Genomic DNA, 18532 nt, shown 5'->3' with positions numbered 1-18532 from the left:
AAATATATGATAGTACGAACGATTATTTTAGTTAATCGCGTGTTCGATAAATATTTATAGCTTGTGCGATTCAATAAGAATGCAACACGTATTTATTTTCAAAAATACGTCTATTTTTCGATTGGCTGTATCTTATTACTTGAATTTGTTGCGTTTGTGTAATGAAGGTTTTTTGAAAAATACAAGGTCGGAAAGGAAGCCCACTCAAGCGAGTGGGCTGAAAAAAATAAAGTTTAATCAATTATGCCGGCAACATAATATACTTTTCCTATTATTGTTAACTCCTTTTTAGGGACAATCACTTCTGGATAATCAGAAGGGTTATTACTTTTCAAACGTATTTTTTCTTCAGGGAGTTCGAACAGTGTACGAAACATGCCAATACCACCAAAAGAGACAGCATAAATTTTTCCATTTTTAATATCCGTATAACTCGTATCCAATGTCACCATATCTTTTTCATTGATAGCAGGAGACATACTGTCGTCTTGCGCTACGATGGCGATAGAGTCATCAACCGAAACCTGAGCATTCACTGCAACTATTTTAGGAAGCCAAAACATAGATTCAAAGTCCTTTTTACCCCCTACGCCGGGGGTAAGCACCCACTCTATGCGGTTATATATTGTTAATGGATACACATCCTTTTTGGCTCTTTCTTCTGGATCATAACAAGCGACAGTATTAGAAATTGACAGGGGCATATCGACACCCAGAGTCGATTTCATTTCACCGATCCCTTCAGCAAGCCAGTGGGGGTTAATATTTAAAACCCGGGCTATCCTGAACAATCTTTTTGAACTGGCTCCTCCGCCGCTTGCCAAGCGCCACACACTAGATTGTGCCATGCCTACTGCTTTGGCTAAAGAACCCTGTGTATATCCAGCTTCCTTCATAGCTAGACTCAATCTTGCTGAAAAGTCCACGTGATTACCCCTCTTTTATTAACTCTTATGATTGTATCGCTTACACGATATTCAATCAAATCGTAATAACGATTGACATTTAACTTGGTTTATGACTAAAATCGCTTTTTAAAAGATAGGAAACACGATTTATGAGAAATATAGGGTTAGAGAAAGCGATTGCTTTTGTCGGTAATCAAAGAGTTCTAGCTAACAAGTGTGGCAAGGCTCAATCAACAATTAGTGACTGGTTAAACGGGAATAAACGTGTAGCACCAGAAACCGTCCCTGCCTTAGTGAAGGCCACAGAGGGGAGAGTATTGGCTTACGAGTTTCGCCCTGATTTACCCGACCTTTTTCCACGTCCAAGTAAAGTATCCTGACTTTATTACCACCAATTCTCTCACAATCTGAGTAGAAATATAACCACAGAGGAAGCATTGGAATCATGGATAAACGCGCATTAATTAACCGGATGTGTGAACATATTGAAGGGGGAAGGAGTGTCGCAGCGGCTTATCTCGGTGTGTCTGAAGCCAAGTTTAACAATCGGTTATACGAAAGCAAAGGTTGTCGATTTTTTAGCGTTGATGAATTACTGGCCTTGCAAACGTTGAGTCAATCAACCCTGGTCGCGGAGTACTTCGCCGAGCGATCAGATGCACTCGTCGTCCCCATCCCTTCAGCCGATGAGGTCGATACGGTAGAACTGCATCACATGGGGTTACGCACCACAATTAAGCGCAGTGCAGTAGATAAGCTGATCCTGGATGCGATTAACAATGACGGTGCGGTTGATGAAAAAGAAAAGCAGAAAATCATTGAGGCTCACCGTAAACACATGGCAATGCGAGATTCTGAAATCAAAGCCACCTTGCTGGTTTACGCTAAGTAAAAACACCGCGACTGCAGATCAGACGAGTACGACGAAAATTTCGTCGTTCAAAATAAGAACAAAACAGGATAGGTTTTGAAAACGATCAAGAATGCGGCATAGGAAATAGAAAATGAGCATGAGCCAAGCTGGACAGGGTAACGACAGGGCAATAGACAGACAAGAACAACGTGTGGCGAATATTGATGAGGGCTATACCCGTTTGGCTAACGAATTATACGAAGAGCTTATTGGTGCTAATTTGACACGAACTCAAGCGAAGGTCGTGCATGCTGTTTGTCGTAAGACGTATGGTTTCCACAAGAGTATGGATAGGATCACAGATAGCCAGCTAGCCGATCTGTGTCGGATAACGCGTCCAAAAGCCAATGTGGTCAAAAATGAGTTAATCAAAATGAGGGTGTTATTGAGCGAAGGGAAGAAAATGGGTCTTAATAAGAATTTGTCGGAGTGGATCATCGCGAACTGCTCTCAAATTGAGAACACTGTACCTAAAACAGGAACAATAAAAAATGTTTCCAACACGATAACAGAAAGTGTTCTCAAAACGATAACAAAGGTGTTCCCAATTCGAGAACACACAAAAGAAACTATTACAAAAAAAAGGAAAGAAATTATAACCCCTTTATCCCCTTTCGGGGATGAGCGTGTAAAAATGGTTTTTGCGTTCTGGCAAAAAAATCTGGTGCACCCCCAGGCCAGGCTGGACAAAAAACGCGCTAAGCGCATTCAGGCGCGGCTGAAAGAAAAATTCAGTGCGGAAGACCTCTGCCAGGCGATAACCGGTGCGACCTACGACCCTTGGTTGATGGGCAAAAACCCTGAAAACAAGCGCTACGACGGCATCGATACCGTGCTACGGGATGCCGCGCAGGTCGAGCGCCTGATGGGACTGGCGGGTAATCACTATGCCAAGGCCCTCGCCCACGGTAAATATTCAGCGACTACCGCCAGAAACATCCAGAACTTACAAAGCTGGATAAGCAGCAATGAGAACACGGGGGCACCTTTCTGATGAACGAGGGAGAAAAACCACAATTCGCGCAATCGATGACGGCGGTAGGGGAAATATACGGCCGTGAGATATCAGAAATCATGGTGGGTATTTACTGGAACGCGTTGAAAAACTACGAGATGACCGACGTTCAAAAAGCCTTTCAGGGGCATACGCGTGACACGGACAACGGTCAATTTTTCCCCAAGCCTGCCGACCTCATCCGGCATATCGACGGCAACAAGGACGGCAAAGCGTTAAGAGCCTGGTCGAAAGCCTACCAAGCCATTCGCCGTTACGGTCGTCGTAACAGCGTGGTGTTTGACGATGCATTAATCCATGCGGTGATAGAGGACATGGGCGGCTGGATAGATTTTGCCGGGATGAGTGAGGAGGACGCGCCTTTTCGTGCCAGAGAATTTGAAAAAAGGTATCGCTCTGGGTTATTGACTGGGGTGGGTAACTACTTGCCGGTACTCATTGGTATGGACGATGCGCACAACATACTGGGCGGCTTTCAGGAAAAGCCGGCCCCTTTTTTCATGGGTGATACGGCGCGATGCCAGTTGGTGCTGAGTGGTGTTCCCGCCCTTGAGTTGAAAGGGGTAGCCTGATGGACGCTTTTTGCCTGCATGAAGCAAGCCCTGGCATCGGAGACGTAGAAAGGCGGCAGGAGGGAGATAATCATAACGGAACAGGAGGCAGCATGAACGTCGCACAACTTAGGCTCAATAATGAGCAGTATCACTGGGTTAACCACTGGCTGGAACGCTGGGGTGCTTGGGTGTACAGCGGCAGACTTGAGAAGCCACAGAGTAGCATCATCGCCCACTACATGGCGAAGGTAAATCCGCAAGAAAGCCCTACAAGACTAATGTGCAACGATGATGACGGATTATTGATCTCTCGGGTAGTCGATACGGTGATGCGCGTTGATATCAAGGCATTTAAGATTGTGCTCAGTTATTACGTACAATGCACATCAAGGCGTGCGATTGCCAATTATTATCACCACTGTGCCTCGCCCCGTAAAATGAATGGACGAGGGGGAGACAGAGTCAAGAAACCTTCGTTTGGAACCTGTAGGAATGAAATCGACGCTATCTTAGAGGCGGCGGTGTGGCTTTTATATCAACCTCTGCAAAAGGCTTTTGACTCGCGCAAACCAGTCGCCAAAATACATAAAACCGCATAAATATGTTGACTTTTTTTAGCCATTTAGCCACTATTGCAGGGTACGTTGCCGTGTCTGTGTATTGATAACGGGTAATAGTAAAGCCCTGGCCTTCGCTGTCGGGGTTTTTTGCATTTGAATTTGACGAAAAAGATATCTGGGGTTATATTCAGCTCGTAGCCGCAAAATCGGCTATCGGGCGTAGCAACCTGGATATCTACTCAGCGCACAACCGCGTTATGCGGTTTTTTTATGTGCACAGTCACACTCTAAATTACGGTGGACTGGACAGGGGAGCCGTAAGGCTCGCCGGTACTTGAGTAGACCGGTATTGCTACACCCGTTCAGTTCACCACCAGTAAGCGTAGCAACTTCGGTGGTGATGGTTAACCAGATACGCAAAAGGTGAAGCTATGACTACTCAACCCATTCAAACTGTTAGTTTTTCATTTCACGAAATTTACGATGTACGAGTTCAGATAATCAATGCTGAACCTTGGTTCTGCTTGAAAGATGTTTGCGAAGTTTTAACTATTGCAAACGCTCATAGGGTGGCATCTGAAATGCTTGATGTAAAGGGGGTACGTAAAGCGTATACCCTTACAAAAGGGGGACAGCAAGAGCTGTCTTACATCAACGAACCTAATCTCTACCGCGTTATATTTCGCAGTAACAAACCAGAGGCTAAACAGTTTCAGGATTGGGTATTCAATGAAGTACTACCACAAATAAGAAAAACGGGGACATATCAAAATCCAGAATACCAACCTCAATCCCCCGCACTTCTCAATGACGCCGATTTAAATAACCTTACACGGTTAGTCTGGTGCATAAGTAATGGATTCAAGTTCAATCGGGCGTGGAGTAACGGTATCTGGTACGCCTTGCGCAAGGTAACAGGTATCCCCTCACCGAAACAGTTCCAGGTAGACCAGATACCTATGCTAGCTGAAGAATGCCGCCGTATCTACGCTATAACCAATCAATTTAAAGAGGTTATTTTTGAAGCGGAAAAGCAGGTTATCCGGCGTTGTCTCCGCAAGCGAGAAGAAGCCGAAACGGTAATCAGCGAAATGAAACAACTACTCAATGCTGCGACACAAAAGGATTATGCCACGCTCAACACCACATTGGCGAAATGGGAAGAACGTGAAATTACTGCATTCTTCCGGCGTGACCATGACTGTATGGCTAATTATTAATCGATCTTATACTCCTAGTACTTTTCCAAGAAGTTATCAAAAAGTAGAAAACTTGTAATTGTACAGTATTTCTGTACAATTACTGTGATTGATCTAATCTGGGAGTAGACGAAATGTTTAACACAACTTATAGCGCCGCCAGGAAAAATCTTGCTTCAATCATGACTCAAACCGTTCAGGATTGTGAACCCATACTGATAACACGGAAAAATGGAGAAGATTGTGTTTTGATTTCCAGTTCAGAGTACGGAAGTCTTAAAGAAACCGCTGATCTACTACTATGCTCTCCAGCAAATACCATGCACCTGCTAACATCGTTAGAGCAGGCGAGTAAAGGGGAATTGCGGGAACGTCAGCTTGATGAATAAGCTTTTTACTGACGAATCCTGGCGAGATTACCTTTACTGGCAACAAAACGATAAAAAGCTTGTTAAGAGGATTAATGAGCTTATTAAAGATATAGAGCGTACTCCTTTTAGTGGCATAGGTAAGCCTAAGTCTTTAAAACATAATTTATCTGGTTATTGGTCACGACGAATTAACGAAGAACACCGGCTTATATATAAAATAGACGATACACGTATAGTGATTATATCGTGTCGTTATCATTACTGAAACGTTAGCGTGATAAGCTATTGAACGACAAAATTTATTAGAATTAGATGTTAAAAACCTTAGTTAGTCGCTTTTACGTTGACTCGTTCATAAAAACGACTATTAACCTCATAAAAACTCTCACCCCCCCCAAAAAAATATGTTTATTTTATAAACAAAATAAAAAGTAGAAAAATGAATGTATTAGATACAATTGGACAAAAAATATTACATTTATCCTTGTTATATCCACTCCAAGAGAGTAACGTTCACTCAAAGTGACCTCGACTTCTTACTTTGTTGTCGTCGCCCTAAGTAGATTTGCCTGAATATATATGAGGGGGCTATGTATGATGGATGAAGTTAATTGCAGAAAAGAGACTGAGTCTCATAAGTTGATTGTAGAATCTCTTAATTCACTTTCATTTAGGTCGTTTATGGACATAAGTGAGCACTCTTGGGGAGTGAAAGATCGCGAATCTCGATTTGTTTATATGAATCCGGTAGCGTTGGATATGTGTAATATACCCGTTGGATTTGATGTTGAAGGTCGCCTGGATGATGAATGCCCTGCACCTTGGGCAGAATTTGCCTCCGACTTCCGAAAGCAAGATCGAGAGACTGAGAAAAGCGGAAAAAATGTAGCGATAATTACAACACAATACTACGGCAGGCAGCCGAAACTTGAACCTTATTATGCGGAAAAATCGCCGTTATACAATAAGATCGGCGAATGTATAGGTACCATTTGGTGTGCAAAAAAATTCAATTTTCTTAGCATTTCTCAATATGTTAATAAACTCACTCCCTCGGTATTGATATTGGAACCGCCTGTATGTGATACGTTTGATGATAAAGAACTTGAAGTGATGTTTTATCTACAACAGTCACTGCCCAGTAAGGTGATAGCCCAAAAGCTCAATATTTCTTACTGCATGCTCGAAGGATACAGAGGATCGATATATCAAAAGGCTGGTGTCAATTCAATGAAGCAATTTCAAGAATTTTGTGAATCAACTGGTTTTAATCGGTATATCCCAAAGGAACTTATACAGCCTGGTGTACAGTTTGTTTAGTTCTAAAATCTAAATGCGGCAGGGTTTTCTATTAAAGTAAGAGGATTACCTGTACCGTATCGCTATTCTACAATTTTTACATACTTTTTAAGGACAAAAGGATTAATGGACAAGGATAAACCTACCACTGACGATTACGTTGCCGAGCGTGTCCCTCTAACTGCACGCTCAAGCTTCCTCAGTGTTGCTTTGGTGCGTATTGGCATGACGACTGCGTTATCTCAATTTATGTTAGGTGCGATGCTGGGTAATTCGATGACCTTTGGTCAAGCGATGCTCGCTACCTTACTGGGTAGTTTAATTCTCGAATTTGTTAGCCTGGGGCTAGGGTTAGCGGGTTCTCACGAGGGATTATCGACGAGTCTTTTAGCACGCTGGTGTGGGTTTGGGCGTTTCGGGTCGGTGTTAATCGGAATACTGCTTACTATCAGTCTGGTAGGCTGGTTCGGTGTACAAAATGCCGTTTTTGCTCATAGTCTGGATTATGCGTTAGGGGGACGATTGGGGTTTACCTGGTCTGCTGTGCTGGCAGGAGGTGCGCTCACGGTATTGGTTGCCTTTGGGTTTCGCGCCTTAAGTTGGGCAGCAAAAATAACAGTGCCCCTTTTCTTTCTGGTAATAGGCTGGATTTCATTCGGTATTTTGCAGGAACACACACTCTCTCATCTTGTTACCCGTCTTCCTATGGGAGCACCGATGACACTCGGGGCCGGTGCCACTATTGTTGCCGGTGGCTATATGGTAGGGGCCCTTATCACCCCCGATATTAGTCGCTTCTGCCAAAACGGTCGGCATGTATTTTGGATGACTTTGATTTCTATCATTGTTGGAGAATTTATTGTCAACGGCATTGCCATATTGGTTGCTCGTGCACTCAATACCGCCGATGTCGTCACTATCATGACCCAAAGCGCGGGCTGGATAGGCTTGTTGACCGTTATTCTTGCGACGACCAAGAACAACGATGCCTGTTTGTATTCTTCATCACTTTCCTTAGCAAACGTTGTGGAAGGTGTCACCTGTAGGAAATTGAGTCGTACAAAGCTGACGATAATATTAGGTGTGATCGGCACCCTGCTATCAATGCTGGGAATTTTAGAGCGTTTTACGGGTTTCCTTATTCTACTCGGCGTTGTTTTTCCGCCTATTGCAGGCGTGATGCTGGTGGACTATTACATTTTACGTACCAGCCGTCACTTACTTGATGTAACACGCCAGAGACAGACGTTACCAGAATCAACACAATTAATGGGCTGGCCTGCTGTTGCTGCTTGTATTCTGGGCGCCATCGGGGGAATGACTATCGAACTCGGTATTCCGTCATTCAATTCGCTGATTATCGCCTGTGTCGTCTACGGTATTCTGGTTAAAGTCAGTGCGTTATTGAAAAAATAACAGCGTATTCCTCGGGGACGTGCAAAGGGACTCTTGCTTACAATGTCATCTGTTCCAGGCGACATCCATACAGTGCCGCCAATTTCTTTCGGGTTTTCTTCTGTGGTGTCGAATCTACGGATTCCCACTGAGAAACGGCTGATTGAGTAGCTTGTAGTTTTTCGGCAACCTCATACTGAGACATACCGAGATAAATGCGCCAGGCCGCGATTAGGCTAATGTCCTGATTAACCATGATTGAGATAACGTCATGTGGGATAATTTCATCATCGTGATGATCAGCTTTGTACGGCACAGACTCGTAATCATCATCAGTATTATCAACTAGCTTTTCATAATCAGTAACAGGTAAAAGCACATATAAGGGCTTGCCTGTTTCGTCGTTAATGTATTGTAATTTAGTCATTATGTTTATCTCAATTTTATAAGATATCAAGTTATAAATGTATACGAAGGAGCAAGTAGATTTACTCTCTTTTAATAGGTTTTTGACGCTCTGCGCTTAATTTGCTGTATTGTGCAGATTACAGGTTCACCGTCAGTGACTTCAAAGATTATCCTGTAGTTGCCTACCCGAATTCTATATTGATTATCAGTGGTTCGGAGCTTTTTTATATCGAGTTCAGTGGTTGGAAAGGTAGTCAATTTGCTAACTTTTTCACTGATGGCTTTTCGATAACGGGGATCTATCATAACAAGTTGTTTAGATGCTCGTCGCAACCAGTTTATCTTAACCATTGTTTCCTCATATTTGAAAAGCATATGCACTGATAATTAGACAATAAGTGAATATTCTGATTTTTTCAATATAAATCTAATTATTTTATTCCAAAGGCATCAGAGTTACTATTTATTAAACATTCTTTCGGCTATTTAAGGCTGCGCATCGCGTGGCCTTTTTTTATTTTAGCGCCTGCCAAATCAATATTAATCCCCCTTTAACGAAAGGCGTGGCGCTAATCCACTACACCGCATCTATCCCTACAGGGGACAATCATTCTCCCCTAGGGAGGTGGAGCTTCAGCTATGGAAAAACTGACCACCGGCGTTGCCTACGGGGCTTCAGCCGGTAGCATCCTGAATGGTTTGCTAAACAGCTACAGCCCGGAACAATGGAACGCCATTGGCGTGCTCGCGGGCGTCTCTCTGGCGGTGCTGACCTATTTGACCAATCTGTATTTCAAGATTAAAGAAGACCGGCGTAAGAGCGCAACAAGCCAATGAGCAAGCTAAGCAAACCCATGCTGGGACTGATTTTGGCAGGGGCGACAGCGACCACCATCCTTACACAATTTCTGCATGAAAAAGAAGGTAATCGGCTGACGGCCTATCGAGATGGCGCGAATGTGTGGACAATTTGCCGCGGTGCCACCCGCGTTGATGACAAGCCGGTAATGCAAGGCCTGCAACTCAGTGCAGAGAAATGCGAGCAGGTTAACAAATTTGAGGTGAATAAGGCGATTGCCTGGGTAGAACACCATGTTCAGGTACCGTTAACCGACGCACAGAAAGCCGGTATTGCTTCATTTTGTCCGTATAACATCGGTGCAGGCAAATGCCTTTCCTCTACCTTCTATCGCAAACTCAATGCCGGTGACTACCTCGGTGCTTGTGCTAAAATTAAACGCTGGCTATTTGACGGCGGTAAAGATTGTCGCATTCGAGCTAATAACTGTGCAGGTCAAGTGATGAGACGCGCGCAAGAAAGTGAACTCACCTGTTGGGGACTCGATGTTTAATCGCTTATTTTTTATCCTGATGAGTTTCATTCTGCTCGTCAGTCTGGTGGCGGTTTATTATCACACTGAATCAGCAAAAAAAGACAGTGTCATCAAAACGATAAGGGATGAGCGCGATAGCCTTTTTATCACTTTGCAAACAAAGCAAAAGCAACACCAACAAATAGCCGTACTCGATAACAAACACACCCAGGAATTAACCGATGCAAAAACTCAGCTCGCTGTCCTTGAACGTGATGTTCTTGCTGGCAAGCGTCGGCTGCAGCTCGCTGCCCGCTGTGAAACATTGCCCGCCACCCCCACGGCCACCCGCCTGGATGATGCTGCCGGTGCCCGACTTGACGACGCCGTTGTCAACGATTATTTCCGTCTCCGAAAAGGCATTGAAATAGTCACGCAGCAAATTGCAGGCTTGCAAGCGTACGTTACCCAGGTTTGTTTGACCCAATAAATAATCGAGAAGATGAACGTTGGGTTACGGTGTTAGCGCCATGCGCATTTGAAATGCGACCCCTTAAACTACCCGTTTTACTGGTTAACCCATGGCTCACTTCGGTGGGCTTTTTTATGTCTGTGCTTCACACGCGTATTCACACCAAGAACCTTTTCAGGAATGAACCTTTGAGGAAGCCAGTAGTGGTAGGCGTACTCTCTTGGACTGGTATTCCTGTGTGACAAGGGTTCATTACTGAACAGGAACCACGTAATGAAATCCCCCCTCGTTTTCATTGAAAACACCCCTATTCGCAGCAATGAGTATGGCACTTATCATCTCAATGATATGCATAAAGCCGCTGTTGACGCTTGTATGGCAAAGACATGGCAGGTACCTAGCCAATTCTTAAATACCGACGGTGTGGTTCAGTATATCGACGAAGTGACCAAAGTGCTAAAAAACACTTTGGAACAAAATCAAATACTTAAAACCATTCATGGCGGTAACAGTCGAGGCACCTGGGCACATGAGTTGATTGCTCTTCGCTATGCGGCATGGTCATCACCGGCTTTTGAGTTCAAGGTTTATCAAACCTTTCATGAGGTTGTCATACGTCGAATGAGTGTCATGGCGCAGCCTCACCGTCTTGATAGGGTGATATACCCATCTCGATAAATCCCCCTAACCCAAGGAATTCTCATCATGGCAAAGCCTGACTGGGAGGCCATCGAATCGGCTTACCGCGCGGGTGCGTTGTCTGTCCGTGCGATAGCAAAACGCTACGGCTTACCGCGCGGGTGTGTTGTCTGTCCGTGCGATAGCAAAACGCTATCAGGTACCTGAATCGACCCTCAGGAAATTTGCAGTAAGAAACGCGTGGCAAAGAGACCTGACCGAGAAAGTGGCGGCGGCCACAAAAGATAAAGTGGTGCGCAGTGCGGCTGTGCGCACTTTTTCTACTAAAAATACTGTGCGCACCGACCACGATATTATTGAACAAGCTTCGGATGAAGCTTTGTCTGTCGTTTTATCCCATCGTGTGGCCTTAGCCGGTTGGCGGCAGATTGCTAACCATCTGAAAGCCTTCCTCAGCAGTACCGTTATCACCGAAGACAACCATGCTGCTCTTGCCAGAACGCTCAGCGCCGGGGTGGATGCGCAACTGAAATTGATTAAAGGTGAGCGCGATGCCTATGGCTTGAACAACGAGACGGCGCCAGGGGCCGAGAAAGAGTTGGCACAATGGATGAAAGACCTCGCGGAAGGCAACGCCCATGGCATTCGATCCAACGCTGAAAACAAAATTAGCTGATCGCTTTTGGCGCTTAAACCACCTGTATTTTATTACCGATAAACACGGACGTAAAATCCGTTTTACGATGACGGCGCAGCAGCGTGCCTATTTCACGGGGATGCATACACGCAATCTGATTTTGAAAGCCCGTCAGCTGGGCTTTACCACCGAGGTGTGCCTTATCCAACTGGATGCCGCACTCTTTGAGTCAGCCAAATGTGCCTTGATTGCACATACCTTAAACGATGCCAAACGCCTGTTCCGCGAGAAAGTGAAATACGCCTACGACCATTTGCCTGACCTTCTTAAACGTGCTAATCCCGCCCGCAATGATTCCGCAGGCGAATTGGTGTTTCACAACGGCGGCTCACTGTACATCAGCACCTCCTTTCGCGGTGGCACCTTGCGCTATTTGCATATTTCCGAATTCGGCAAGCTGTGTGCCAAATTTCCTGAGAAAGCCCGTGAAATCGTCACTGGTGCCTTTGAAGCGGTCGCCACAGACTGCGTGGTCACCATTGAATCGACGGCAGAGGGCCGTGCGGGGTATTTTTTCGATTACTGCCAAACGGCGGAAAAAGCCTTACTCAGCAACAAACCCTTAGGCCCATTGGATTGGAAGTTCTTCTTCTTTTCCTGGTGGAACAATCCGCAGTATGCCTTGCCGGTGAGCAGTCCGTTGCCGCCGCGCTTGCAAGCCTACTTTAGCGAGCTGCAAACCAAACAGTCGATTAGGCTAACGGCGGAACAAAAAGCCTGGTATTACGCCAAAGAAAGCACACTGGGTGACGACATGAAACGCGAGTATCCGTCAATCCCGAGCGAGGCCTTTCAGCAATCGATTGAGGGCGCATATTACGCCAATCAGTTCCGTTATCTCTATGAGAATCAGCGCATTGGTACCTTACCGGCTAATCCGCACCTGCCGGTGCACACCTTTTGGGATTTAGGAGTAGGCGATGCCACGGTTATCTGGTTTGTCCGTGAGGTCGGCAGTGAATTTCACCTGATGGATTATTACGAAAACAGTGGCGAAGGCCTGCGGCATTACATGCAGGTATTGAAAGCCCGCGCCTATCACTATGGCGAACACTGGGCCCCGCACGATATTGATAATCGAGAATTAGCGGGCGACGGCAAAAGCCGTCGGCAACTGGCTTATGAAGGTTATGCGCTGGACGGTGACATTTACCGCATCAATTTCAAGGTGGTCCCCCGATTGCGTGTCGATGAAGGCATTGAGTCGGTACGGGAAATCCTGCCGCGCTGTGCCTTTGATAGCGTGACCTGTGAACAAGGCCTCAGTCATTTGGAGCGCTACCGCAAAGCCTGGGATAACCAGTACGGCTGCTGGAAAGACAAACCGCTGCACGATGCCAGTTCCCACGCCGCCGATGCCTTTCGTTATTTTGCCGTCGCCAAAAGAAATCACCGTCAGCTTCGGGGGCAGGTAACCCCCTTAAGACTGTAACGGCCCTCTACAGTCGCGTTAACAACCCATGAGAGTCAAACCATGTCCGATATTTCCACGCCCCATCTTGACTACAACAGCCTGCTAGCTGCCTGGGACATCAATGACGCCCTGATGGGCGGCACCTTATGCCTACGGCAACAGGGCGAAACCTATTTACCGCGCTGGACGAATGAAGATAAACACAGCTATCAGCAACGTCTCTCCGTCGCCACGCTGCTGCCGGCTTACGAGGAAACCCTCAAAAATAACTTAGGTCGTGTCTTTTCAGAACCGACCCAATTGAGTGAGTCCACCCCCGCCGTGATTGTCGAGTACTGCCAGGATATGGATTTGCTGGGCAACCGGCTGGATGTTTGGGCGCAAGCGTATTTCAGCCTGGCGCTGCAATACGGCGTGGCGCATGCGCTGGTTGACTACCCCCGTGTGGAAGCATTGAAAACCCGTGCTGAGGAAAAAGCCCGTGGCGCCCGTCCCTATGCGGTGTTGATTAACCCCCGCCAGGTCATCGGCTGGCAATCCAGCCACCAAGGAGGGCCGGTCCAGCTGACAGAATTGCGAATTAGAGAAGAGATTGTCGTCGAGACCGCCCCTTACCGCCAACAGAAAATCGCGCAAATCCGCAAGTTGACGCCCGGTCGGGTTGAACTCTACCGTAAAATCAGGCAAGCCGATGGCAGGGAAACCTGGATACTGCACGACAGCTGGGCAACCTCCTGCCCTCGCATTCCGTTGGTGACATTGTACAGCAAACGCACCGGTTTTATGTGTGGCGCCCCGCCGCTATTGAATCTGGCGTTACTCAATATCAAACATTGGCAAAGCCAGAGTGAGCAAGACAATATTTTGCATGTGGCCCGGGTGCCCATCCTCAATGTGTTTGGTCTTGAAACCGGCGAAAAGTTGACCATTGGTGCCTCAAGCGCGACACACTTTACTGACCGCACCAAACAGGGCAGTGCGTACACCGAACATTCGGGCGCCGCCGTAGGAGCAGGCAAAGAGGCACTGACGGATTTGGTCGAGCAGATGCGTCAAGCCGGTGGCAAGCTGTTGCGCAGTCAAAACAGTAGCACCAAGACCCTCGACCAAGTGAGCGAAGAGCGCCTACAAGAACAATCCCCGCTCTACACCCTGTCTAACTCGCTAGAAGATGCCCTCGATACCCTGTTGCAACTGATGGCAGACTGGTCAGGCGAAAAAGACGGCGGCAAGGTGGACATTCGCACCGAGCTTGAAACCACCCAGCAAGCCTTCAATGCCCCGGCCGCCCTGGCGATACAGGCACTGCGGCAAGGCGGGGATATTCGTCAGGTGGATGCCATCCGCGCCTTACAGGCACTGAACCTTATTGATGCCGATGCCAACCCGGAAACCCTGTGTGATGAACTTAACAATTTGCCACCGGATTTACTGTAACGCCCGCGTGGCATCGTGAGGTGACGCGCAGGCTGTATAAAAACACCCCGTTATCCTCATGCCATCAAACCGGTTTTTCTATTAAGGGGTTACCATGTCCACAGTCAACCAACGTCTGCGTGATGAAGCCCTGGCACACAGTCTGTTTCAATCACGCTATGCTCTCGGGGTGGTTAAAGAAAAGGTGGCACTACTCAACCAATATGATGCTGAACTAACCGCCCGACTTTTCGGGAAATTGGAGAAGGTTAATCCGCAACACATCGAAGTCAAACAGTTAGCCCGCTTGTTAGCCTGTGTCCAAGAGGTGAATCAGCAGGCAATGAGTACCCTGTATTTATCGCTCAGCGAGGAATTGCTAGCCTTTGCTGAGCACGAAGCGGGTTATCACTGCCGTCTCTTTGATACCCTGCTGCCTGATGGGGTGCTACACCGCTATCCCTTAGCGATTATCACCGCAGAACAGGTTTACGCGGCAGCGATGGCGCAGCCCTTTCAAGGGCGTTTACTGCGCGACTGGGTCAGTCATCTGGAAAGCGATCGCTTTCAGCGTATCAACAACGCGGTAAAAAACGGGTTTCTCTTGGGTGATACCGTCGAGCAAATTACACGCAAAGTACGCGGGAGCAGGGCAAAACAGTATCAAGATGGGGTACTGGACATCAGTCGCAAAAATCTCACCAGTGTGGTCAAAACCGCTGTTAACCATGTTTCAGCGGTAGCACGGGATAAATTTGCTGAAAATAACGCCGCAATGATAGACAGAAAACAGTGGCTCAGTACGCTGGATAACAAAACCTCATCACCCTGTGTTATCCGTGACCGTTTGTGCTACACCCTAGCCGGCCAGCCACTCGGCCACAAAATCCCCTATCTGCAAGGACCGGGACGCCTGCACTTTTGCTGTCGCTCAACGGAGACACTGGTCATCAAATCCTGGCGCGCCCTGGGCATTGACTTAGATGAGCTGGACCCGGGCACACGCGCCAGCCTGGACGGGCAAGTGCCTGCGGATACCACGTATTCTGACTGGTTACAGCAACAACCTTACGCGCGGCAAATCCAAGTCCTGGGTAAAACCCGCGCTAAAATGCTGCGAGAGGAGGGACGGCGTCCCGACGCATTTTTTAGCGACAAAGGGGAATGGCTCACGTTAGAACAGCTGCGCGAAACCCTCCATATAGAGTAAAAAATCAACATGTCAGCACAACTTAACATGTTCTCTCATCACGTAAAGTAGCAAAAACTGGACATTTTAAAATAGCGTTGATAACCAACTTCACACAGGCCACCCCAGGGTGGCTTTTTTTATGAACAGCTGTGAGCGGAAGCGACACAGCGCCCGGGTCGGATGACCGGTTAACCCAGCCTGCGGGCGGAGACAATAGCAATGAAATTGCACCTCGATACAGAAGGAAAAGCGGTACTGGAAAACGGCATGCCGGTGTATTTGCATGAGGACGGCAAAGCGATCCCCTTTGATGCGGTGGCAGCCTTGAACAAAATTAGCGCCCTCAATGGGGAAGCCAAAAGCCACCGTGAGGCCAAGGAAGCACTCGAAGCCAAGCTCAAGGCGTTTGCCGGCATTGACGACCCAGCGAAAGCCCGTGAAGCACTGCAAACGCTCACCCACATCGATCAAAAGAAATTAATCGAGGCCGGTGCGGTCGACCAGGTGAAAGCACAAATCACTCAAGCTTTTCAAACTCAGCTTGACGAGGCCAGCAGCAAAAATAAAACCCTGGAAGCCCAGTTGTATCAAGAGATGATTGGCGGACGTTTCAGCAGCTCGACGTTTATCCAGGATAACCTGGCGATCCCGGCGGATTTGGTGCAAGCCCGGTTCGGTCACGCATTCAGCATTGACGCAGGTAAAGTGGTCGCCACGGATGCGGCAGGCAACAAGGTATTCTCACGCCGTCAGCCCGGGGAAATCGCGGAGTTTGAGGAAGCCTTAGAATACCTCATCGAACAGTATCCGCACAAAGACCACATTCTGAAAGCCTCCGGCCACCGTGGCGGCGGTTCACAACCCACACCCCAGCAGCACGGACACAAAACACTCAAACGCAGCGCCTTTGATGCCTTGGACATCGGCAGCAAACAGGCCGCACTCAAAGACGGTATCTCGATCGTCGATTAATTACACACCTTACCCTTAACCCTGGAGCAACAGCATGGCAGGCAATACCTTAACGGGGTTGATCCCCACCATTTATACCGCATTAGACAGCGTTTCCCGTGAGCAAGTCGGTTTTATTCCCGCCGTCGCCCGTAACAGCAAAGCGGAAACCGCCGCCCTCGATCAAAATATCACCGCACCGGTGGCCCCCATCGCCAAAACGGTGGATATCGTGCCCGGTCCCACGGCAACGGGGAAGAACAACTGGCTGTCGGGTCGGCAGGCACCTATAACCTGCTGCTGGCTGACCAGTTCAAACAAGCCTTTCGTGCCCTGGCGAACGAAGTCGATCGCGATTTAGGGGCACTGTACACCGGCTCAGCGCGGGCTGTCGGAAAGGCAGGGAGCACTCCCTTTGGCGTCAAAGAAGACCTGGCCGATTTTGCCGATGCGCGTCGCGTGCTGGAAGATAACGGGGCCCCGACTACCGATTTACAAATGGTCTTGGGGTCAGCGGCTATTTCCAACATTCGCGGCAAACAATCCGTCTTGTTTAAAGTCAACGAAGCGGGCAGCGAAGCCCTGTTGCGGGAAGGGACCATCGGGCGTATTGAAGGCTTTAATTTGCACAATTCCGCGGGCATCAAACGGGTCACAGCAGGGACCGGCAGTGGTTTTCTGGTCAACAAAGCGGGCGGTTATCACGTCGGCAATCAGCTCATTGCCATAGACAGTGGAACTGGCACAGTAAACCGAGGGGATATTGTCACCTTTACCGGCGATATGCATCAATACGTGGTGGCAGCGGCCAGCGCCTCGACTATCACCCTGTCTGCGCCGGGCTTGTTGGAAGACCTGGCGGACAACACCGTCGTCACGCTGGTTGGTCACTACACCGCTAACATGGCATTCGATCGCAATGCGTTCCTGCTGGCGTCACGGACACCGGCGATGCCTCAAGGCGGGGATATCGCCGATGATGTGATGAATGTCACCGATCCGGTCTCCGGCATGACTTTCCAAGTGGCGCTCTACCGTCAGTATCATCAGATACGCTATGAAGTCGGGCTAGCCTGGGGTGTTGCGGCAGTGAAACCGGAGCACAGTGCGCTGATTTTAGGCTAAGACAGCGGCGTGATAGCCACTTTATGTTAGGAAAACAGCATGACCAAAAGCAAAAAAGACACTGTCGTCACCCAACCACCTTCAACTTTAATCCCAATGATACACCCGCTCCCACGTCACCCTGATGATCCAATAACCGCTAATGTGCATTCCGATGAAGTCACACGCTGGCTGAATGAAGGATGGCAACACAGTGAACAGGAAAAATAACATGCTCATCACGGATATCAGCTCCCCCGAGAGGGAAAGTTATGCCAGTGTCGCCGATTTACGACAGCTGGCGAGTAAACGAGGCGATCCGCTTCCCACGGAGGACGCTGCCTGTGAAAGCTTGTTGATAAAAGCCATGGATTACCTAGCAGGACTGAACTGGCAAGGCAAACGTACCACCGCCTCTCAGCCCCTGGCCTGGCCGCGCTCAGGGGTTATCTTCGATGGCTATTTATTACCCGAAAATATTATTCCATCACAACTCCTTCAGGTGCAATGCCGTCTGGCGTTGACGGCACAGGCTATCGATTTGACGCCTTCGTTTTCGGGTGGCAAGGAAGTGGTTCAGGAAAGTATTGCTGGAGCTGTCAGTGTGACCTATGCGTCGGGTTCTGCTTCGTCACCTCATTTTAGCTGGTTGCCTGGCTTACTGCGCGGCCTTCTCATCAGCAGCAGACAGAGTCAGCTCGTCAGGGGGTGA

General features: G+C 47.9%; 25 protein-coding genes and 1 pseudogene. 23 read left to right on the top strand and 3 right to left on the bottom strand.

Annotation, left to right across the window (positions count from 1 at the left end; genetic code table 11):
- Positions 1 to 233: 233 nt before the first annotated feature.
- Entirely contained in the window at positions 234 to 926 is a 693-nt protein-coding gene (locus AAHH42_RS10250; RefSeq protein ID WP_119797344.1) for an XRE family transcriptional regulator, read from the bottom strand.
- A gap of 131 nt (positions 927 to 1057) precedes the next feature.
- On the opposite strand from AAHH42_RS10250, the gene AAHH42_RS10245 reads away from it, so the two are divergent.
- From AAHH42_RS10245 to AAHH42_RS10200, 10 genes are all read left to right on the top strand, one after another.
- Positions 1058 to 1288 carry a transcriptional regulator gene (locus tag AAHH42_RS10245; protein WP_119797343.1) on the top strand — a complete coding sequence of 77 codons (231 nt, stop codon included), beginning with the start codon at positions 1058 to 1060 and terminating at the stop codon, positions 1286 to 1288.
- Between the two features lie 65 nt (positions 1289 to 1353).
- Positions 1354 to 1800 (top strand): YmfL family putative regulatory protein, encoded by a 447-nt coding sequence (locus AAHH42_RS10240; protein WP_119797342.1) that lies wholly within the window; start codon positions 1354 to 1356, stop codon positions 1798 to 1800.
- A gap of 112 nt (positions 1801 to 1912) precedes the next feature.
- Positions 1913 to 2815 carry a replication protein gene (locus AAHH42_RS10235; RefSeq protein ID WP_342221058.1) on the top strand — a complete coding sequence of 301 codons (903 nt, stop codon included), beginning with the start codon at positions 1913 to 1915 and terminating at the stop codon, positions 2813 to 2815.
- A gap of 104 nt (positions 2816 to 2919) precedes the next feature.
- Positions 2920 to 3408 carry a DUF6475 domain-containing protein gene (locus AAHH42_RS10230; RefSeq protein ID WP_342221057.1) on the top strand — a complete coding sequence of 163 codons (489 nt, stop codon included), beginning with the start codon at positions 2920 to 2922 and terminating at the stop codon, positions 3406 to 3408.
- A 92-nt stretch (positions 3409 to 3500) separates the two neighbouring features.
- Positions 3501 to 3989, top strand: coding sequence for an antiterminator Q family protein (locus AAHH42_RS10225; RefSeq protein ID WP_119797733.1), 489 nt, complete (start codon positions 3501 to 3503; stop codon positions 3987 to 3989).
- Between the two features lie 392 nt (positions 3990 to 4381).
- Complete coding sequence (locus AAHH42_RS10220; protein ID WP_119963777.1) at positions 4382 to 5170, top strand: BRO-N domain-containing protein; 789 nt, start codon at positions 4382 to 4384, stop codon at positions 5168 to 5170.
- A gap of 113 nt (positions 5171 to 5283) precedes the next feature.
- Positions 5284 to 5538 (top strand): type II toxin-antitoxin system Phd/YefM family antitoxin, encoded by a 255-nt coding sequence (locus AAHH42_RS10215; RefSeq protein ID WP_119797339.1) that lies wholly within the window; start codon positions 5284 to 5286, stop codon positions 5536 to 5538.
- Complete coding sequence (locus AAHH42_RS10210) at positions 5531 to 5785, top strand: Txe/YoeB family addiction module toxin (protein WP_119797338.1); 255 nt, start codon at positions 5531 to 5533, stop codon at positions 5783 to 5785. Before AAHH42_RS10215 ends, AAHH42_RS10210 begins: the two co-directional genes overlap by 8 nt.
- A 329-nt stretch (positions 5786 to 6114) precedes the next feature.
- Positions 6115 to 6840 (top strand): helix-turn-helix transcriptional regulator, encoded by a 726-nt coding sequence (locus AAHH42_RS10205; protein ID WP_240313861.1) that lies wholly within the window; start codon positions 6115 to 6117, stop codon positions 6838 to 6840.
- A gap of 105 nt (positions 6841 to 6945) precedes the next feature.
- Entirely contained in the window at positions 6946 to 8235 is a 1290-nt protein-coding gene (locus AAHH42_RS10200) for a cytosine permease (protein ID WP_342221056.1), read from the top strand.
- A gap of 37 nt (positions 8236 to 8272) precedes the next feature.
- On the opposite strand, the gene AAHH42_RS10195 is transcribed toward AAHH42_RS10200, so the two are convergent.
- Together AAHH42_RS10195 and AAHH42_RS10190 are read right to left on the bottom strand one after the other, a co-directional pair.
- Positions 8273 to 8641 carry a helix-turn-helix domain-containing protein gene (locus AAHH42_RS10195; RefSeq protein WP_072551175.1) on the bottom strand — a complete coding sequence of 123 codons (369 nt, stop codon included), beginning with the start codon at positions 8639 to 8641 and terminating at the stop codon, positions 8273 to 8275.
- A 71-nt stretch (positions 8642 to 8712) separates the two neighbouring features.
- Positions 8713 to 8973, bottom strand: a complete 261-nt coding sequence (locus tag AAHH42_RS10190; protein WP_072551174.1) for a type II toxin-antitoxin system RelE family toxin — start codon at positions 8971 to 8973, stop codon at positions 8713 to 8715.
- Between the two features lie 288 nt (positions 8974 to 9261).
- Here AAHH42_RS10190 and AAHH42_RS10185 point away from each other — a divergent pair, with 288 nt between their 5' ends.
- The 13 genes and pseudogenes from AAHH42_RS10185 to AAHH42_RS10125 all read left to right on the top strand — a co-directional run bounded on the left by AAHH42_RS10185 (position 9262) and on the right by AAHH42_RS10125 (position 18532).
- Positions 9262 to 9459, top strand: coding sequence for a class II holin family protein (locus AAHH42_RS10185; RefSeq protein WP_342221055.1), 198 nt, complete (start codon positions 9262 to 9264; stop codon positions 9457 to 9459).
- Entirely contained in the window at positions 9456 to 9974 is a 519-nt protein-coding gene (locus AAHH42_RS10180) for a lysozyme (protein WP_342221054.1), read from the top strand. The genes AAHH42_RS10185 and AAHH42_RS10180 overlap by 4 nt, the downstream gene beginning before the upstream one ends.
- Positions 9967 to 10425, top strand: a complete 459-nt coding sequence (locus AAHH42_RS10175) for a lysis protein (protein WP_342221053.1) — start codon at positions 9967 to 9969, stop codon at positions 10423 to 10425. Before AAHH42_RS10180 ends, AAHH42_RS10175 begins: the two co-directional genes overlap by 8 nt.
- A 255-nt stretch (positions 10426 to 10680) precedes the next feature.
- A complete protein-coding gene (locus AAHH42_RS10170; protein ID WP_342221052.1) occupies positions 10681 to 11085 on the top strand; it encodes a KilA-N domain-containing protein in 405 nt (134 codons plus the stop codon).
- A gap of 27 nt (positions 11086 to 11112) precedes the next feature.
- Positions 11113 to 11253: a hypothetical protein gene (locus tag AAHH42_RS14845; RefSeq protein ID WP_425286293.1), complete on the top strand. Its 141-nt coding sequence runs from the start codon at positions 11113 to 11115 to the stop codon at positions 11251 to 11253.
- On the top strand, positions 11210 to 11722 hold the full coding sequence (locus AAHH42_RS10160; RefSeq protein ID WP_342221051.1) for a hypothetical protein: 513 nt from the start codon (positions 11210 to 11212) through the stop codon (positions 11720 to 11722). Before AAHH42_RS14845 ends, AAHH42_RS10160 begins: the two co-directional genes overlap by 44 nt.
- Positions 11685 to 13175, top strand: coding sequence for a terminase (locus AAHH42_RS10155; RefSeq protein ID WP_342221050.1), 1491 nt, complete (start codon positions 11685 to 11687; stop codon positions 13173 to 13175). The genes AAHH42_RS10160 and AAHH42_RS10155 overlap by 38 nt, the downstream gene beginning before the upstream one ends.
- 42 nt (positions 13176 to 13217) lie before the next feature.
- Positions 13218 to 14594: a DUF4055 domain-containing protein gene (locus AAHH42_RS10150; RefSeq protein WP_342221049.1), complete on the top strand. Its 1377-nt coding sequence runs from the start codon at positions 13218 to 13220 to the stop codon at positions 14592 to 14594.
- A gap of 94 nt (positions 14595 to 14688) precedes the next feature.
- Positions 14689 to 15783, top strand: coding sequence for a hypothetical protein (locus AAHH42_RS10145; protein WP_342221048.1), 1095 nt, complete (start codon positions 14689 to 14691; stop codon positions 15781 to 15783).
- Between the two features lie 201 nt (positions 15784 to 15984).
- Complete coding sequence (locus AAHH42_RS10140) at positions 15985 to 16737, top strand: DUF6651 domain-containing protein (protein WP_342221047.1); 753 nt, start codon at positions 15985 to 15987, stop codon at positions 16735 to 16737.
- A gap of 34 nt (positions 16738 to 16771) precedes the next feature.
- Positions 16772 to 17841, top strand: a pseudogene (locus AAHH42_RS10135) (P22 phage major capsid protein family protein).
- Between the two features lie 39 nt (positions 17842 to 17880).
- The gene (locus AAHH42_RS10130) at positions 17881 to 18051 is read left to right on the top strand and encodes a hypothetical protein (protein ID WP_342221046.1); all 171 of its coding nucleotides are present in this window, start codon (positions 17881 to 17883) and stop codon (positions 18049 to 18051) included.
- 1 nt (position 18052) lies between these two features.
- On the top strand, positions 18053 to 18532 hold the full coding sequence (locus AAHH42_RS10125) for a DnaT-like ssDNA-binding protein (protein ID WP_342221045.1): 480 nt from the start codon (positions 18053 to 18055) through the stop codon (positions 18530 to 18532).

Origin of the sequence: Candidatus Fukatsuia endosymbiont of Tuberolachnus salignus (genome assembly GCF_964030845.1) — a bacterium.
Taxonomy (GTDB): domain Bacteria; phylum Pseudomonadota; class Gammaproteobacteria; order Enterobacterales; family Enterobacteriaceae; genus Fukatsuia; species Fukatsuia symbiotica.
This window is presented reverse-complemented; position numbering and strand designations above follow the sequence as displayed.

Bases quoted from the DNA above. Each gene is read 5' to 3' on its own strand.
- AAHH42_RS10245 (WP_119797343.1), top strand. From the start codon at position 1,058: ATGAGAAATATAGGGTTAGAGAAAGCGATTGCTTTTGTCGGTAATCAA.
- AAHH42_RS10240 (WP_119797342.1), top strand. From the start codon at position 1,354: ATGGATAAACGCGCATTAATTAACCGGATGTGTGAACATATTGAAGGG.
- AAHH42_RS10235 (WP_342221058.1), top strand. From the start codon at position 1,913: ATGAGCATGAGCCAAGCTGGACAGGGTAACGACAGGGCAATAGACAGA.
- AAHH42_RS10225 (WP_119797733.1), top strand. From the start codon at position 3,501: ATGAACGTCGCACAACTTAGGCTCAATAATGAGCAGTATCACTGGGTT.
- AAHH42_RS10220 (WP_119963777.1), top strand. From the start codon at position 4,382: ATGACTACTCAACCCATTCAAACTGTTAGTTTTTCATTTCACGAAATT.
- AAHH42_RS10215 (WP_119797339.1), top strand. From the start codon at position 5,284: ATGTTTAACACAACTTATAGCGCCGCCAGGAAAAATCTTGCTTCAATC.
- AAHH42_RS10210 (WP_119797338.1), top strand. From the start codon at position 5,531: ATGAATAAGCTTTTTACTGACGAATCCTGGCGAGATTACCTTTACTGG.
- AAHH42_RS10205 (WP_240313861.1), top strand. From the start codon at position 6,115: ATGATGGATGAAGTTAATTGCAGAAAAGAGACTGAGTCTCATAAGTTG.
- AAHH42_RS10200 (WP_342221056.1), top strand. From the start codon at position 6,946: ATGGACAAGGATAAACCTACCACTGACGATTACGTTGCCGAGCGTGTC.
- AAHH42_RS10195 (WP_072551175.1), bottom strand. From the start codon at position 8,641: ATGACTAAATTACAATACATTAACGACGAAACAGGCAAGCCCTTATAT.
- AAHH42_RS10190 (WP_072551174.1), bottom strand. From the start codon at position 8,973: ATGGTTAAGATAAACTGGTTGCGACGAGCATCTAAACAACTTGTTATG.
- AAHH42_RS10185 (WP_342221055.1), top strand. From the start codon at position 9,262: ATGGAAAAACTGACCACCGGCGTTGCCTACGGGGCTTCAGCCGGTAGC.
- AAHH42_RS10180 (WP_342221054.1), top strand. From the start codon at position 9,456: ATGAGCAAGCTAAGCAAACCCATGCTGGGACTGATTTTGGCAGGGGCG.
- AAHH42_RS10175 (WP_342221053.1), top strand. From the start codon at position 9,967: ATGTTTAATCGCTTATTTTTTATCCTGATGAGTTTCATTCTGCTCGTC.
- AAHH42_RS10170 (WP_342221052.1), top strand. From the start codon at position 10,681: ATGAAATCCCCCCTCGTTTTCATTGAAAACACCCCTATTCGCAGCAAT.
- AAHH42_RS14845 (WP_425286293.1), top strand. From the start codon at position 11,113: ATGGCAAAGCCTGACTGGGAGGCCATCGAATCGGCTTACCGCGCGGGT.
- AAHH42_RS10155 (WP_342221050.1), top strand. From the start codon at position 11,685: ATGGCATTCGATCCAACGCTGAAAACAAAATTAGCTGATCGCTTTTGG.
- AAHH42_RS10150 (WP_342221049.1), top strand. From the start codon at position 13,218: ATGTCCGATATTTCCACGCCCCATCTTGACTACAACAGCCTGCTAGCT.
- AAHH42_RS10145 (WP_342221048.1), top strand. From the start codon at position 14,689: ATGTCCACAGTCAACCAACGTCTGCGTGATGAAGCCCTGGCACACAGT.
- AAHH42_RS10140 (WP_342221047.1), top strand. From the start codon at position 15,985: ATGAAATTGCACCTCGATACAGAAGGAAAAGCGGTACTGGAAAACGGC.
- AAHH42_RS10130 (WP_342221046.1), top strand. From the start codon at position 17,881: ATGACCAAAAGCAAAAAAGACACTGTCGTCACCCAACCACCTTCAACT.
- AAHH42_RS10125 (WP_342221045.1), top strand. From the start codon at position 18,053: ATGCTCATCACGGATATCAGCTCCCCCGAGAGGGAAAGTTATGCCAGT.